Origin of the sequence: Janthinobacterium sp. BJB304 (assembly GCF_002735765.1) — a bacterium.
GTDB lineage: Bacteria > Pseudomonadota > Gammaproteobacteria > Burkholderiales > Burkholderiaceae_D > Janthinobacterium.
Map to the genome: position 1 here is coordinate 59,110 of NZ_PDZN01000027.1, position 12,881 is coordinate 71,990.

A 12,881-nucleotide genomic window follows, 5' to 3' on the forward strand; every position below is an offset into this window, starting at 1 on the left:
AACCGCTATCATATTGGGAAAGAGCCAGTATTTGTTCACGTATAAATCGAGATATTCAGCAATAAATCATGAGAATCCTTAAAGAATCGGCACGTGGCCTCGACAAGCTGGACCGCCACATCCTGCGCATCCTGCAACAGGATGGCCGCATCTCGATGAAAGACCTCGGTGAACAGGTGGGGCTGTCCATCACGCCCTGCATCGAGCGGGTCAAGCGCATGGAGCGTGACGGCGTCATCACGGGCTACCACGCCAAGGTGAACCCGGCCGCGCTGGGCGCCAAGCTGCTCGTCTTTGTAGAGATTACTCTCAATCAAAAGTCGGCGTCCGCCTTCGAGCAATTCCGCCGCGAAGTGCTGCAGATTCCCGAAGTGCAGGAATGCCACCTGGTGTCGGGCGACTTCGATTACCTGATCAAGGCGCGCATCCATGAAATGGCCGAATACCGCAAGCTGCTGGGCGACATGCTGCTGCAGCTGCCGGGCGCCGCGCAATCGAAAAGCTATGTGGTGATGGAAGAAATCAAGGAAACCCTGGCACTGTCGACCGACGTGCTGCAGAACCGGTAAAAGTACCGCCAGCCGGCACCAACGGCATCATTTTTTGCGCCTTTGTATAATCTTGTAGCACATTCGCGGCGACGCAAGCACACTCCCGGCATGACATCACGCCCGTCCCCTCTGAGATTGGAAGCAGTGATGCACACCGGGAGTCCCTATGAACACATTGATCAAACTGGCAGCTTCCTGCCTCGCGGGCCTGGCCGTGGCCATGTGCACCGCCAGTGAATACAAGGTCAACCGCGCGCCCGACAACGGCGCCATCTATCAAAACATCAAGGTCGGCAAGACCACCCGCCTCGACCTCGACGCGGCCCTGGGCAACGCCACCGTCGTCAGCTTCGATCCCGGCTATGAAGTCTGGGTCTACAAGAACCAGCTGCAAGCGCCCAAGGTGACGCGGCTGATCCCCCTGCTGGGCGAAAAAGGCACGCGCGAAGTGGCCGTCATGTTCGACCAGGCAGGCATCGTGCGGAAATTCAGGATACACGAGCCGCGCAAGTAGGCGCACAGCGAACGGGCGCCGCCAGCCAGGCTGGCTATACTGGCTGCTGGCTCCCGCCGCCCACCGCTCACCTACCCAGCAAGGAGTTCCCATGCGCCTGCCCCTGATCGCTCCGCAAGACCTGACGCCCGAACAGCAGCCGCTGTACGACGATATGCGCAAAGGCATCACCAGCAATTTCAACGATTTCATCGCCGTGCGCGAAGACGGCGCCCTGATGGGGCCATGGAATCCGTGGCTGCACGAACCGGCCATCGGCAAGGCCATCTGGGACCTGACCCTGGCCATGACGGCCAACGCCACGCTGCCCGATAACGTGCGCCAGATTGCCATCCTGGTGGTCGGCGCGCGCTACAACGCTGCCTATGAAATCTACGCCCACATCGCCGTCGCAGAGCGCGAAGGCATGTCGGCCGAGCGCCTGGCCACGCTGGTGGCCGACGTCAAGCCCATCGACCTGGACCAGCATGAGAGCATCGCCTACGATTTTGCCTACGCGCTCAGCGGCGGCGGCACGCTGCCGGAGCCGCTGTACCGCCTGGCGCTGGCCACCTTTGGCCAGCACGGCACCAACGAACTGATCTACCTGGTGGGCCTGTACGCGCTGGTCTCGACCACCTTGAACGGCTTCAACGTGCCGGTGCCGGAACGCGACTGAAGGGCCTTGCCCCTGCCCAAGTGCCGTGACAGGGAACGCCAGTGGACGCGCTCTTGCTCTACACTGGCGTTTTATCCTCGGCAACTTCCATGCAACCACCTGCAAACCTCGCCCACATCTCCGTCGAACAAGACTGGCAACACACGACTGCGTATCCACCGCTCGGCTTCACCCCGTTCGCCGAAGGGGCGCTGGGCAATGGCGATACGTTCGGCCTGTACTGGCCCATCGGCCGCGAAGCGTACGAACCGATCGTCGTCGAGACCTGGCACGACGAGTGGCGATTGCAGCCGCACTTTTCCAGCCTGGCGGCGTTTCTGCCAGCCTACGCAGCGGCGGAAGACGAGTACGTCGCCACACCGTCGCTGGCCGACGACCCCGCTTCCCCGCGCGCCGCGTTCCTGGAGGCCAAGGAATTGATTGCGCAGCGCAAGCCGGACGCGGCCATCGCGCTGCTGGAAGCGGCGCTGGCCATCGTTCCCGAATATACGGACGCCTTGACCTTGTTGCACGGACAGTATGTGCGCGCGGGAAGAATCGAGGATGCCGTCAAGGTGGCCATCCAGGCTATCATCTCTCCACCGTCGTTTGGCGGCCCGCCATTGAAGGCCTTGCAATGGCTGCGCACGCAGCCGGTACCGGACGGGGAACCAGACCCCATCTGGCGCGCCTGCGGGCAATTGTCGTTCAACTTCGGCGGCAGCAAGGAAAATGCCGACTACCCCGTGCTGCTGGCCGCCATCGACACCTATGTGGAACAAGGCAAGCATGTTTCCGCCTCGACCCTGATGCAGACGTACGCCGAACTGATGAGCGCGGAAACCGTCTCGTTCCAGGAACGCTACGCCTTCGCACCGGCCGCCTTCATCGCGCGGCAAATCGCCGTCAGCGCGCAGCTGCCCAACGGCAGCCGGGACCCAGCGATGATGCTATTCAAAGGTCAGTGACTGGAAGAATCGCTGTCGGGATGCGAGCGACTGCGCGTCATGCTCCTTGTCGGCAATGATGCTCAACATATACGTTCCACCAGGCACACGGAACCACAGTCCATGCGTGATCTTTGCGCCATTGCTTTCAGGTAAAGTCCCCTGCGTGATGACGGCATCGGCGCCCTTGAACCTGGTGACATTGGCATTCGGCTTGAAATATGCCTCGTCAAACGTTGCGCCCATGCTCGAACCCGGACCGGACCGTTCAAATACAGCCATGAACGTGGAGCCATGACGGTCGGTTCCACGCAGCATGAACGCCGCTTGCCCGCCACTGCCCTTCGTCATATCGGAAAAAGGGCCGGGCATGTCCACTGAAAAACCGCCATCTGCCGAGCGTGCCCGGGTCCAGCCCTGCACATCGAACGGCGCGGCGATAGGCAGCTGTTTTTTATCCGTATATTCCTTGCGCACCATGGCAATGGCAGGCATGGCCGGGGCGACGGCTTGCACGAAGAAAAAGCGGCGTCCCCCGCCTGCTGTCAGTTTTGTGCCATAAAAGCGCATGCGCTTGCCGACGAGCTGACTGGCGGCGGCCTTACTCCGCACGGGTATTGCGCTTTCTGAAAAACACGCATCGGCAATCAACATGGCACTGAAGAAACGGGGCGAACGCTCAAGCTCGTATTCAACCTTGGCATTGTCAATGCTGACATGAAGGCGCTCAGGGTCCGAATGCATGCGCACGACATCGACGACATCGCCATCGATCACCCAGTCCGCCCTGTCTGCCGCGTCTTGCGCGGACCGGACGATGGCGGTGCAGTCCTTGCCGGTCTGGGCAAGCGCCGTGTTTGAGAACAGGACGAAGGCCAGTGCAGTGATGGAAAATAGGTTTTTCAAGCGCGTCTCTTTCGGCTGGGTGATGTCAATATATAAAATCCGCGTGAATATTATCCCAGCACAACTAGAAATGCACTTCATTAATTAACAACAAGAAGGGCCGTGTCCGGACTCAGGCCACGCCATCGGCCAAGCGCTGCCGGAACAGCTTGCGATACGCCGACGGCGACGTCTGCAAGCTGGCCCGGAAATGCTGGCGCAGCGACAGGGCCGTGCCGAAGCCGGCTTCTTGCGCCACGACATCGATCGAGGCCGCGCTTTTTTCCAGCAGGCTTTGCGCATGCGCCAGACGCTGGTTCAGCAGCCATTGCTTGAACGAGGTGCCCGTCGCTTGGCGGAAGTGGCGCGTGAAATTGCGCCGGCTCATGGCGGCCCGTTCGGCCAGCGCATCGATGCTGTGCGCCACGCCCAGGTTGGCCGTCACGCAGGCAAGCACGTCGGCAAAGCGCCCTTCGCTGCCGGACACGGGCAGCGGGCGTTCGATGAACTGGGCCTGCCCGCCCTGGCGGTGCGGCGCCACCAGCAGCCGGCGCGCCACGCGGTTGGCCACCTCGGCGCCCGCCAGCTGGCGCAGCAGATACAGGCAGCAATCGAGGCCGGCCGCCACGCCCGCCGACGTCAGCACGGCGCCATCGTCCACGTACAGCACTTCCCGGTCCACCCTGACCTTGGGATAGCGGGCCGCCAGCCGGTCCGCCATGCCCCAGTGCGTGGCTGCACTCTTGCCATCCAACAAGCCTGCCTGCGCCAGCGGAAACGCGCCCAGGCACAGGCCCACCATGCGCGCGCCGCGCGCGCTGGCCGCCCGCAGCGCCGTGACCAGGGATGGCGCCGCGTCGCGGCAATCGTCGTGCCAGGCCGGCATGATGACGATGTCGGCGCCCTCCAGTCCTTCCAGGCCGAACTCGGGCGTGATGCCGAAGCCGGCCGCCGTGCGCAAGGGCGCGGGGTCGGCGGCACAGACGCGCACGTGGAAAGGCGGCAGATCGGCCTCGTCCGTCTGGGCACCAAACACGAGGCAAGGCACGGACAAGTGGAAAGGCGTCATGCCGTCGAAGGCGATCACGGCCACGCTCAAGGGGGAAGAAGAAATGGTAGGCATGGCCCGATCTTATCGTAGATAGGCCTTCGGGCCACTTTTTGTTTATGCCGTGCAGCTTGAAAATGGCTGTATCGGGGAAGTCCTTCCTCTTTCAACCATTCAGGAGTCAAGCATGTCCACCACTACCGCACCGCGCCGCGCCCTGCTCGTCATCGACGTGCAAAATGAATACTTCACGGGCGACATGCCCATCGAATATCCGTCCGTCGACATTTCCCTGCCCAACATCGTCACCGCCATGGCCGCCGCCCGCGCCGCCGGCGTGCCCGTCATCGTCGTCCAGCACGATGCGCCGGAAGCTTCTCCCATCTTTGCAAAAGGCAGCGACGGCTGGCAGCTGCACCCGCAAGTGGCCGCCTTTGCCGCCGACCACCGCATCAACAAGAGCATGGGCAGCGCGTTTGCGGGCACGGACTTGCGCGCCTGGCTGGAGAGCCACGGCATCGACACCCTGACGGTGATCGGCTACATGACGCACAACTGCGACGCCGCCACCATCTACCAGGCCGCGCACGACGGCTTGCAAGTCGAGTTCCTGCAGGACGCCACCGGCACACTGCCCTACGCCAATGCGGGCGGCACGGCCAGCGCCGAGGAAATCCACCGCGTCTTCAGCAGCGTATTTCATTCGAATTTCGCCGCCGTCGTCAGCACACAGGACTGGCTCGATGCCGTACGCGCAGGCAAGCCGCTGGACAAGGACAATATTTATCTGTCGACCCAGCGCGCACGCAAGGCGCAGGCGAACTGACGCCGGCGGGAATGGACGGGTATCATGCGTCCATTCCCAACTTGATGATGAACGATGCGAAAAATAACTGTGCTGGGCTTAAGTACTGCCGGTGCTTTCCTGCTGGCCACGGCCGCCCTGGTGCTGGCGGGCCTCAACGACAAGCTGGCCCCGGCCGACGTGATCGTCGTGCCTGGCAACACGATCCTGCCCGACGGCACGCCCAGCCCCCGCCTGCAGGCGCGGCTCGACGCGGCGCTGACACAGTTCCAGGAACACAGGGCGCCGCACATCCTCGTCAGCGGGGCGACGGGCAAGGAAGGTTTTGACGAGGCCGCATCGATGGCCCGCTACCTGCTCAAGCGCGGCGTGCCGGCCGGCGCCATCATTGAGGATAATCAAGGCTGGACCACGGACGCCACGGCCCGCAACGCGGCGCTTCTCATGCGCGCACACGGCTGGAAGACAGCCATGGTCGCCACGCAATATTTTCACGTGCCCCGCTTCCGGCTGGCTTTGGAGCGGGCCGGCATCGCCGTCAGCGGCAACGTGCATGCGCCGTATTTTGAGTTGCGCGACCTGTATTCCGTACCCAGGGAAACCGTGGGCTATCTTGTGTATTACGTGAAATCCTGAACATGAAGATACTTGCCTTTGCCGCCAGTTTTGGCCTGGTGGCCGCATGCGCCGTGCCGTCGATGGCCGCCGCCGATGCGGAGCCGATCGGCGCCGCTGCAAGCCTGTACCTGTTTGGCGCGCTGATGCTGTGGGTGTGCATCGCCGCCTTTGGCGCGCTGGCGCGGCGTGTGGACGTGGCGCATGGCCACTGGCTGTCGGCCTGCGTGGGCGCGCTGTGCGGCGCGGTGCTGTATGGCAGTTTCGCGCTGGCATTTGCAACGCAATCGATCACGGCAAGCTTTGCCTATGCCGCCAGCGCCCTGTGCGCCGCAAGCGCGGCCCTGTTTCTGCCGAGCCTGCTAAAGCGCGTGGCAAGGCTTATGACAAGGCCAGGTCAGTGAGCAGTCACTCGCTCCAGTCGCGCGAGCGCTCCACGGCGCGCTGCCATTTATGCAAGCGCGTCAGCCGTTCGTCGGCCGCCATCTTCGGTTCGAATCGGCGTCCCACCTGCCATTGGGCGGCGATTTCTTCCTGCGAGGCCCAGAAGCCCACGGCCAGACCCGCCAGGTAGGCGGCGCCCAAGGCCGTCGTTTCCGTCACCACGGGGCGCACCACGGGGACATTGAGTATGTCGGCCTGGAACTGCATCAGCATGTCGTTGCGGGCCGCGCCGCCATCCACGCGCAACTCGGATAGCGCAATGCCCGCGTCGTCCTGCATGGCGGACAACACATCGACGTTCTGGTAGGCCACGCCCTCTAATGCGGCGCGCGCGATGTGGGCCTTGCCCGTGCCGCGCGTGATGCCGATCAGGGTGCCCCGTGCATACGGGTCCCAGTACGGTGCGCCGAGCCCCGCGAAGGCGGGCACGAAGACGAGGCCGCCCGAATCGGGCACGCTGGTGGCCAGCGCTTCCACTTCGGACGAGTCGCGGATGATGCCGATGCCGTCGCGCATCCATTGCACGGCCGCGCCCGCGATAAAGGCGCTGCCTTCGAGCAAGTAATCAGTCTTGTCGCTGCCGGCGCCCAGGCTCCAGCCCACCGTCGTCAGCAGCCGGTTTTTCGATGGCAGCGGGCGCTTGCCCACGTTCATCAGCATGAAGCAGCCCGTGCCGTAGGTATTTTTCGCCATGCCCGGTTTCAAACAGGCCTGGCCGAACGTGGCCGCCTGCTGGTCGCCCGCGATGCCGGCGATCGGCACGGACACGCCCAGCAATGCCGCATGCGTGTGCGCGGCCACGCCGCTCGAGGGCACGACGTCGGGCAGCAGCGAGGCGGGAATGTCCAGCAGCGCCAGCAAATCCGTGTCCCACTGCAAAGTATGAATGTTGAACAGCATGGTGCGCGCCGCGTTGCTCGTGTCCGTCAAGTGGGCGCCGCTCATCTTGTAGATCAGCCAGCTGTCGACGGTGCCGAAGGCCAGCTCGCCCCGTTCGGCGCGCACGCGGGCGCCGGGGACGTTGTCGAGCAGCCATTTGAGCTTGGTGGCGGAAAAATAGGCGTCCAGCACGAGGCCCGTTTTTTGCTGGATCACGTCCGCCTTGCCCTGTTCAACCAGCTGCTCGCAGTAGGCCGCGTTTCTCCGGTCTTGCCAGACGATGGCGTTGGCGACGGGTTCGCCCGTGGCACGGTCCCACAGCACCGTCGTTTCGCGCTGGTTGGTCACGCCGATGGCGGCCACGTCGGAGGCGGCCACGCCGCTGTCGCGCAGCACCTGCTGCAGCACGCCTTCCTGCGAAGCCCAGATGTCGCCCGCGTCATGCTCGACCCAGCCCGGCTGGGGGAATATCTGGCGAAATTCGCGCTGCGCGCTGGCGTGCGGCCGGCCCGCATGGTCGAACAGGATGGCGCGCGAACTGGTGGTGCCCTGGTCTAAAGCAAGTATGTATTTGGTCATGGTCGCTACTACGGCTATACAGTGAAAAAAGGGCACGGACAAGCGCCCGTGCCCCGGGAAAGCGGCGGCAGAAGTCTACACGACTACTTTACCTTGCCTTCTTTCCAAGCCTGCAATAATTTATCGTAGGCAATCGTTTCACCCTTCGGCTTTTCATTCGCCAGCTTTTTCCATGGCGCGTGCTGGTCCGACAGATACTGGTTCGGGTCGCCTTTCGGATTGAGCTTGGGCGCGCACGCCTTCATGCCGGCCCGCTGCAGGCGCGCCATGACCTGGTCCATTTCCTCGGCCAGGTTATCCATGGCGGCCTGCGGCGTTTTTTCCGCCGTGATGGCCGTGGCCACGTTCTTCCACCACAGCTGGGCCAGCTTCGGATAGTCGGGCACGTTGTTGCCGGTCGGCGTCCACGCCACGCGGGCGGGGCTGCGGTAGAACTCGATCAAGCCGCCGTACTCGTTCGCGTGCTTCGTAAAATAATCGTGGCGGATGTCGGAATCGCGGATGAAGGTCAGGCCGACGATGGATTTCTTCAGCGACACGGTTTTCGACGTAACGAATTGCGCGTACAGCCAGGCGGCGGCCTTGCGGTCATCGGGCGTGGACTTGAACAGGAACCAGGAACCGACGTCCTGGTAGCCGTTCTGCATGCCCTCTTTCCAGTACGGACCGTGCGGCGACGGCGCCATGCGCCATTTAGGCGTGCCGTCCTTGTTGACTACCGGCAAGCCCGGTTTCGTCATGCCGGCCGTAAATGCCGTGTACCAGAAGATTTGCTGGGCGATTTCGCCCTGCGCCGGCACGGGGCCCGATTCCGAGAAATTCATGCCGTTCGCCTGCGGCGGCGCGTATTTCTTCATCCAGTCGATATATTTCGTCAGCGCAAACACGGCCGCCGGCGAATTGGTGGCGCCGCCGCGCGACATCGACGCGCCCACGGGCGTGCATTTGTCGGCCGCCACCTTGATGCCCCATTCGTCGACCGGCATGCCGTTCGGAATGCCCTTGTCGGCCGCGCCAGCCATCGACAACCACGCATCGGTGAAGCGCCAGCCCAAGGATGGATCTTTCTTGCCGTAATCCATGTGGCCATAGACTTTCTTGCCGTCCAGCTCCTTCACGTCATTGGTAAAAAAGTCGGCGATGTCTTCATAGGCGGACCAGTTTTGCGGCACGCCCAGCTCGTAGCCATACTTGGCCTTGAACTTGGCTTGCAAATCCTTGCGCGCGAACCAGTCGGCGCGGAACCAGTACAGGTTGGCAAATTGCTGGTCGGGCAACTGGTACACCTTGCCATCGGGCGCCGTGGTAAAGCTGATGCCGATGAAATCCTTCAGGTCCAGGCCCGGGTTCGTGAATTCCTTGCCCTTGGCAGCCATGTAGTCGGACAGCGGTTCGACGGCGCCATAGCGGTAGTGCGTGCCGATCAGGTCGGAATCGGAAATCCAGCCGTCATAGATGCTCTTGCCGGACTGCATCGACGTTTGCAGCTTTTCCACCACGTCGCCTTCCTGGATGATGTCGTGGCGCACCTTGATGCCCGTGATTTCCTCGAAGGCCTTGGCCAGGGTCTTCGATTCGTAGACGTGGGTATCGATGGTTTCCGAGACCACGGAAATTTCCTTGATGCCCTTGGCTTTCAGCTTGGCCGCCGCATCGATGAACCATTTCATTTCAGCAAGCTGTTGCTGCTTGCTCAGGCTGGATGGCTGGAATTCCTTGTCGATCCAGGTTTGCGCCTGCTTGGCGTCGGCCAGGGCCGCGTTCGACACGAGCATGGCCGCAGCCGCGAAGACCGTGAACTTCAATTTCATCGTGAATCTCCTTTTATTTTATTGCCGGCCGCCTGCTGGCGGTACGGCCTCCATCAACACCGGCAAGCCGGTCATCCCCAACGCATTACCACTAATAAAATGACAAAACTGATGGCAGCGCCTATCGCCTGCTGCATTTCCGTGAACCCCGCCCAGGCCAGATTCACGTAGGCCGCCGTGAGCAAGCCGATGAACAGGCGGTCGCCGCGCGTCGTCGGCATGGGCAGGAAGCCCTTGCGTTCGATGCTGGGCGAGCGGATTTGCCACACCGTCATGCCAGCCAGCATCAAGCCGATGCAGATAAAGAAGATGGCCACTTCCGGCGTCCACGCCATCCAGCCGAACAGGCTGGCTGCGCTATCGGTATTATTTTCCATATCACACCCTCCCCATCGCGAAACCCTTGGCTATGTAATGCCGCACGAACCAGATCACCAGTGCGCCGGGCACGATGGTCAGCACGCCGGCCGCCGCCAGCACGCCCCAGTCCATGCCGGCCGCCGAGACGGTGCGCGTCATGGTGGCGGCAATCGGCTTGGCATTGACGGAGGTCAAGGTGCGCGCCAGCAGCAATTCCACCCAGCTGAACATGAAGCAGAAGAACGCCGTCACGCCCACGCCCGACTTGATCATCGGCAAGAAGATGCGGATGAAGAAGCGGGGAAAGCTGTAGCCGTCGATATACGCCGTCTCGTCGATTTCCTTCGGTACACCGGACATGAAACCTTCCAAAATCCACACGGCCAGCGGCACGTTGAAGACCATGTGCGCCAGCGCCACGGCCAGGTGCGTATCCATCAGGCCCACCGTCGAATACAGCTGGAAGAACGGCACGAGGAAAACGGCGGGCGGCGTCATGCGGTTGGTCAAGAGCCAGAAGAATAAATGCTTGTCGCCGACAAAGTTATAGCGGGAAAAAGCGTAAGCTGCCGGCAAGGCGACGGTGACGGACATGACCATGTTCAAGGCCACGTAAATCATGGAATTGATGTAGCCGCTGTACCAGGAACGGTCGGTAAAAATCGTGTGGTAGTTGGCGAACGTCCATTGCTGGGGCCACAGGCTCAAGACGCCGACGATTTCCTCGTTGGTCTTGAGCGACATGTTGAGCATCCAGTAGATGGGCAACAGCGAGCCCAGCAAAAAGACGATCAGGATGGCGCTGCTCATTTTCTTGTGCATCATTTCTGGTCTCCCGTGCCGACTCTCTGCATCCACGTGTACAGCACAAAGCAGAACAGCAGGATGATGAGGAAATAGATCAGTGAGAAGGCCGAGGCCGGCCCCAGGTCGAACTGGCCCACGGCCTTTTGCGTCAGGTATTGCGACAGGAACGTGGTGGCATTGCCCGGTCCGCCGCCCGTCAGCACGAACGGTTCCGTGTAGATCATGAAACTGTCCATGAAGCGTAGCAAGACGGCAATCATCAGCACATTGCGCAGTTTCGGCAGCTGAATGTAGCGGAACACGGCCAGGCGCGAGGCGCCGTCGATGCGTGCCGCCTGGTAATACGCGTCAGGAATGGCGCGCAAACCCGCATAGCACAGCAGCACCACCAGCGGTGTCCAGTGCCAGATATCCATCACCATCACCGTCAGCCAGGCGTCGAGCGAATTGCCGTTGTAGTTGTAGTCGAATCCCAATTGATTCAGGGTGTAGCCCATCAGGCCGATGTCGCCGCGGCCAAAGATTTGCCAGATGGTGCCCACCACGTTCCAGGGAATGAGCAAGGGCAGCGCGATCAGCACCAGCGCCAGCGACGCCTTCCAGCCATCGGCCGGCATGCACAGGGCGATCAGGATGCCCAGCGGAATCTGGATGGCCAGCACGGAGCCGGAAAACAGCAGCTGGCGCAGCAAGGCGCTGTGCAGGTCTCCATCGAGCATGACCATGCGGAACCACTCGGTGCCCACGAAGACCTTTTGCGTGGGACTCAAAATATCCTGCACGGAATAATTCACCACCGTCATCAGGGGCAGGATGGCGGAAAAGGCCACGCACAGCAGCACGGGCAGGATCAGCAGCCAGGCGCGGCGGTTGTTATCGGTTTTACCGTTATGTATCATCAGGCCACCCGCTTATCGTTGACATAGAACAAGGTGCGTTGCGGCGGAAACTGCAGCCGCACAGCGTCACCGGCGACGGCATCGATGGCGCGCAGTTTGGCCGCCACCGTCGTGCCGCCCAGCTGGAATTCCGCCAGGTAATGCGTACCCATATTGCGCACGGCCGTCACCGTGGCGTCCAGGCAATGGTCGCTACCCGCACCGCCCTCGCCCGCCTTCAGGCATGCGACGAATTCCGGCCGCACGCCCAGCGTGATTTTCCCTTGCGCGCCAGCCAGGGCCGCGCGGGCGGAGGCGGACACGGCCAATGCCTGTCCCGCCACGCGCACGCCGCCATCGTCCAGGGTGCAATCGAGCAAGTTCATGCCCGGGTTGCCGATGAAATAGCCGACAAAGGTGTGCTCGGGTTCCTCGAACAGCGCCTGCGCGCTGCCCGTCTGCACCACTTCGCCCTGCGTCATGACGACCACCTGGTCCGCAAAGGTCAAGGCTTCCACCTGGTCGTGCGTGACGTAGATCAGGGACAATTTCAGTTCGTGATGGATTTCCTTCAATTTCCTGCGCAGCAGCCATTTCAAATGCGGATCGATCACCGTCAGCGGTTCGTCGAACAGCACGGCCGCCACATCGGGGCGCACGAGGCCCCGTCCCAGCGAAATCTTTTGTTTGGCGTCCACGGACAAGCCGCTGGCGCGCAGTTTCAAGTCGCCCGTCAATTCCAGCATCTGCGCCACCTGCTGCACGCGCTTTTTCACCTCGCTCTCTTTCCAGCCGCGATTACGCAGCGGAAACGCCAAATTGTCGTGCACGGTCATGGTGTCGTAGATGACGGGAAACTGGAACACTTGCGCGATATTGCGTGCTTCCGTCGGCAGCTGCGTGACATCCTTGCCGTCGAACAGCACCTTGCCATGCGACGGTTTCACGAGACCGGAGATAATATTGAGCAAGGTCGTCTTGCCGCAGCCGGACGGCCCCAGCAAGGCATAGGCGCCGCCGTCATGCCATTCCATGCTCATGGGCCGCAGCGCATAGTCGGCGGGTGCCGTCGGGTTCGGTTTGTAGGCGTGAGCCAGGTCCACCAGTTCGATGCGCGCCAT

15 protein-coding genes are annotated in these 12,881 nt (G+C 62.1%); 7 read left to right on the forward strand and 8 right to left on the reverse strand.

Translation table 11 applies throughout. The features are described from left to right. The first annotated feature begins 68 nt into the window (after positions 1-68). The 4 genes from CSQ95_RS25255 (at position 69) to CSQ95_RS25270 (ending at position 2,670) form a co-directional block, all read left to right on the forward strand. Positions 69-569 (forward strand): Lrp/AsnC ligand binding domain-containing protein, encoded by a 501-nt coding sequence (locus tag CSQ95_RS25255; RefSeq protein WP_070222192.1) that lies wholly within the window; start codon positions 69-71, stop codon positions 567-569. Positions 570-717: 148 nt separating this feature from the next. After that, positions 718-1,065, forward strand: coding sequence for a hypothetical protein (locus tag CSQ95_RS25260; RefSeq protein ID WP_034754978.1), 348 nt, complete (start codon positions 718-720; stop codon positions 1,063-1,065). A gap of 91 nt (positions 1,066-1,156) precedes the next feature. Further along, positions 1,157-1,723, forward strand: coding sequence for a carboxymuconolactone decarboxylase family protein (locus CSQ95_RS25265; RefSeq protein WP_099411494.1), 567 nt, complete (start codon positions 1,157-1,159; stop codon positions 1,721-1,723). A gap of 89 nt (positions 1,724-1,812) precedes the next feature. Beyond that, on the forward strand, positions 1,813-2,670 hold the full coding sequence (locus CSQ95_RS25270) for a tetratricopeptide repeat protein (protein WP_099411495.1): 858 nt from the start codon (positions 1,813-1,815) through the stop codon (positions 2,668-2,670). Here the strand turns inward: CSQ95_RS25270 and CSQ95_RS25275 are convergent. Both CSQ95_RS25275 and CSQ95_RS25280 read right to left on the reverse strand, forming a co-directional pair. After that, entirely contained in the window at positions 2,653-3,555 is a 903-nt protein-coding gene (locus tag CSQ95_RS25275; protein ID WP_143450077.1) for a hypothetical protein, read from the reverse strand. The genes CSQ95_RS25270 and CSQ95_RS25275 overlap by 18 nt on opposite strands. A gap of 112 nt (positions 3,556-3,667) precedes the next feature. Continuing rightward, positions 3,668-4,657, reverse strand: a complete 990-nt coding sequence (locus tag CSQ95_RS25280) for a GlxA family transcriptional regulator (RefSeq protein ID WP_099411497.1) — start codon at positions 4,655-4,657, stop codon at positions 3,668-3,670. A 112-nt stretch (positions 4,658-4,769) separates the two neighbouring features. Here CSQ95_RS25280 and CSQ95_RS25285 point away from each other — a divergent pair, with 112 nt between their 5' ends. Genes CSQ95_RS25285 through CSQ95_RS25295 form a run of 3 tightly spaced genes read left to right on the forward strand, consistent with a single transcriptional unit; the run spans position 4,770 to position 6,406 of the window. Then, positions 4,770-5,408, forward strand: coding sequence for a cysteine hydrolase family protein (locus CSQ95_RS25285; RefSeq protein WP_099411498.1), 639 nt, complete (start codon positions 4,770-4,772; stop codon positions 5,406-5,408). A 54-nt stretch (positions 5,409-5,462) separates the two neighbouring features. After that, complete coding sequence (locus CSQ95_RS25290; protein WP_257218217.1) at positions 5,463-6,023, forward strand: YdcF family protein; 561 nt, start codon at positions 5,463-5,465, stop codon at positions 6,021-6,023. 2 nt (positions 6,024-6,025) lie between these two features. Next, on the forward strand, positions 6,026-6,406 hold the full coding sequence (locus CSQ95_RS25295; RefSeq protein WP_099411499.1) for a hypothetical protein: 381 nt from the start codon (positions 6,026-6,028) through the stop codon (positions 6,404-6,406). Positions 6,407-6,410: 4 nt separating this feature from the next. Here the strand turns inward: CSQ95_RS25295 and glpK are convergent, their stop codons facing one another. From glpK to CSQ95_RS25325, 6 genes are all read right to left on the reverse strand, one after another. Next, positions 6,411-7,904: a glycerol kinase GlpK gene (gene glpK / locus CSQ95_RS25300; protein ID WP_099411500.1), complete on the reverse strand. Its 1,494-nt coding sequence runs from the start codon at positions 7,902-7,904 to the stop codon at positions 6,411-6,413. An 83-nt stretch (positions 7,905-7,987) separates the two neighbouring features. Next, entirely contained in the window at positions 7,988-9,715 is a 1,728-nt protein-coding gene (locus tag CSQ95_RS25305) for an ABC transporter substrate-binding protein (RefSeq protein WP_099411501.1), read from the reverse strand. Between the two features lie 71 nt (positions 9,716-9,786). Beyond that, a complete protein-coding gene (locus CSQ95_RS25310) occupies positions 9,787-10,062 on the reverse strand; it encodes a DUF2160 domain-containing protein (protein WP_070222334.1) in 276 nt (91 codons plus the stop codon). A gap of 31 nt (positions 10,063-10,093) precedes the next feature. Then, positions 10,094-10,900 (reverse strand): carbohydrate ABC transporter permease, encoded by an 807-nt coding sequence (locus tag CSQ95_RS25315; protein WP_070313375.1) that lies wholly within the window; start codon positions 10,898-10,900, stop codon positions 10,094-10,096. Next, positions 10,897-11,781 carry a carbohydrate ABC transporter permease gene (locus CSQ95_RS25320; protein WP_034754965.1) on the reverse strand — a complete coding sequence of 295 codons (885 nt, stop codon included), beginning with the start codon at positions 11,779-11,781 and terminating at the stop codon, positions 10,897-10,899. The genes CSQ95_RS25315 and CSQ95_RS25320 overlap by 4 nt, the downstream gene beginning before the upstream one ends. Further along, positions 11,781-12,881, reverse strand: a complete 1,101-nt coding sequence (locus CSQ95_RS25325) for an ABC transporter ATP-binding protein (protein ID WP_099411502.1) — start codon at positions 12,879-12,881, stop codon at positions 11,781-11,783. The genes CSQ95_RS25320 and CSQ95_RS25325 overlap by 1 nt, the downstream gene beginning before the upstream one ends.

What these genes read in the sequence shown, in the direction of transcription:
- CSQ95_RS25255 (WP_070222192.1), top strand. Translation starts at nt 69, where the DNA reads ATGAGAATCCTTAAAGAATCGGCACGTGGCCTCGACAAGCTGGACCGC.
- CSQ95_RS25260 (WP_034754978.1), top strand. Translation starts at nt 718, where the DNA reads ATGAACACATTGATCAAACTGGCAGCTTCCTGCCTCGCGGGCCTGGCC.
- CSQ95_RS25265 (WP_099411494.1), top strand. Translation starts at nt 1,157, where the DNA reads ATGCGCCTGCCCCTGATCGCTCCGCAAGACCTGACGCCCGAACAGCAG.
- CSQ95_RS25270 (WP_099411495.1), top strand. Translation starts at nt 1,813, where the DNA reads ATGCAACCACCTGCAAACCTCGCCCACATCTCCGTCGAACAAGACTGG.
- CSQ95_RS25280 (WP_099411497.1), bottom strand. Translation starts at nt 4,657, where the DNA reads ATGCCTACCATTTCTTCTTCCCCCTTGAGCGTGGCCGTGATCGCCTTC.
- CSQ95_RS25285 (WP_099411498.1), top strand. Translation starts at nt 4,770, where the DNA reads ATGTCCACCACTACCGCACCGCGCCGCGCCCTGCTCGTCATCGACGTG.
- CSQ95_RS25290 (WP_257218217.1), top strand. Translation starts at nt 5,463, where the DNA reads ATGCGAAAAATAACTGTGCTGGGCTTAAGTACTGCCGGTGCTTTCCTG.
- CSQ95_RS25295 (WP_099411499.1), top strand. Translation starts at nt 6,026, where the DNA reads ATGAAGATACTTGCCTTTGCCGCCAGTTTTGGCCTGGTGGCCGCATGC.
- glpK (WP_099411500.1), bottom strand. Translation starts at nt 7,904, where the DNA reads ATGACCAAATACATACTTGCTTTAGACCAGGGCACCACCAGTTCGCGC.
- CSQ95_RS25305 (WP_099411501.1), bottom strand. Translation starts at nt 9,715, where the DNA reads ATGAAATTGAAGTTCACGGTCTTCGCGGCTGCGGCCATGCTCGTGTCG.
- CSQ95_RS25315 (WP_070313375.1), bottom strand. Translation starts at nt 10,900, where the DNA reads ATGATGCACAAGAAAATGAGCAGCGCCATCCTGATCGTCTTTTTGCTG.
- CSQ95_RS25320 (WP_034754965.1), bottom strand. Translation starts at nt 11,781, where the DNA reads ATGATACATAACGGTAAAACCGATAACAACCGCCGCGCCTGGCTGCTG.
- CSQ95_RS25325 (WP_099411502.1), bottom strand. Translation starts at nt 12,881, where the DNA reads ATGGCGCGCATCGAACTGGTGGACCTGGCTCACGCCTACAAACCGAAC.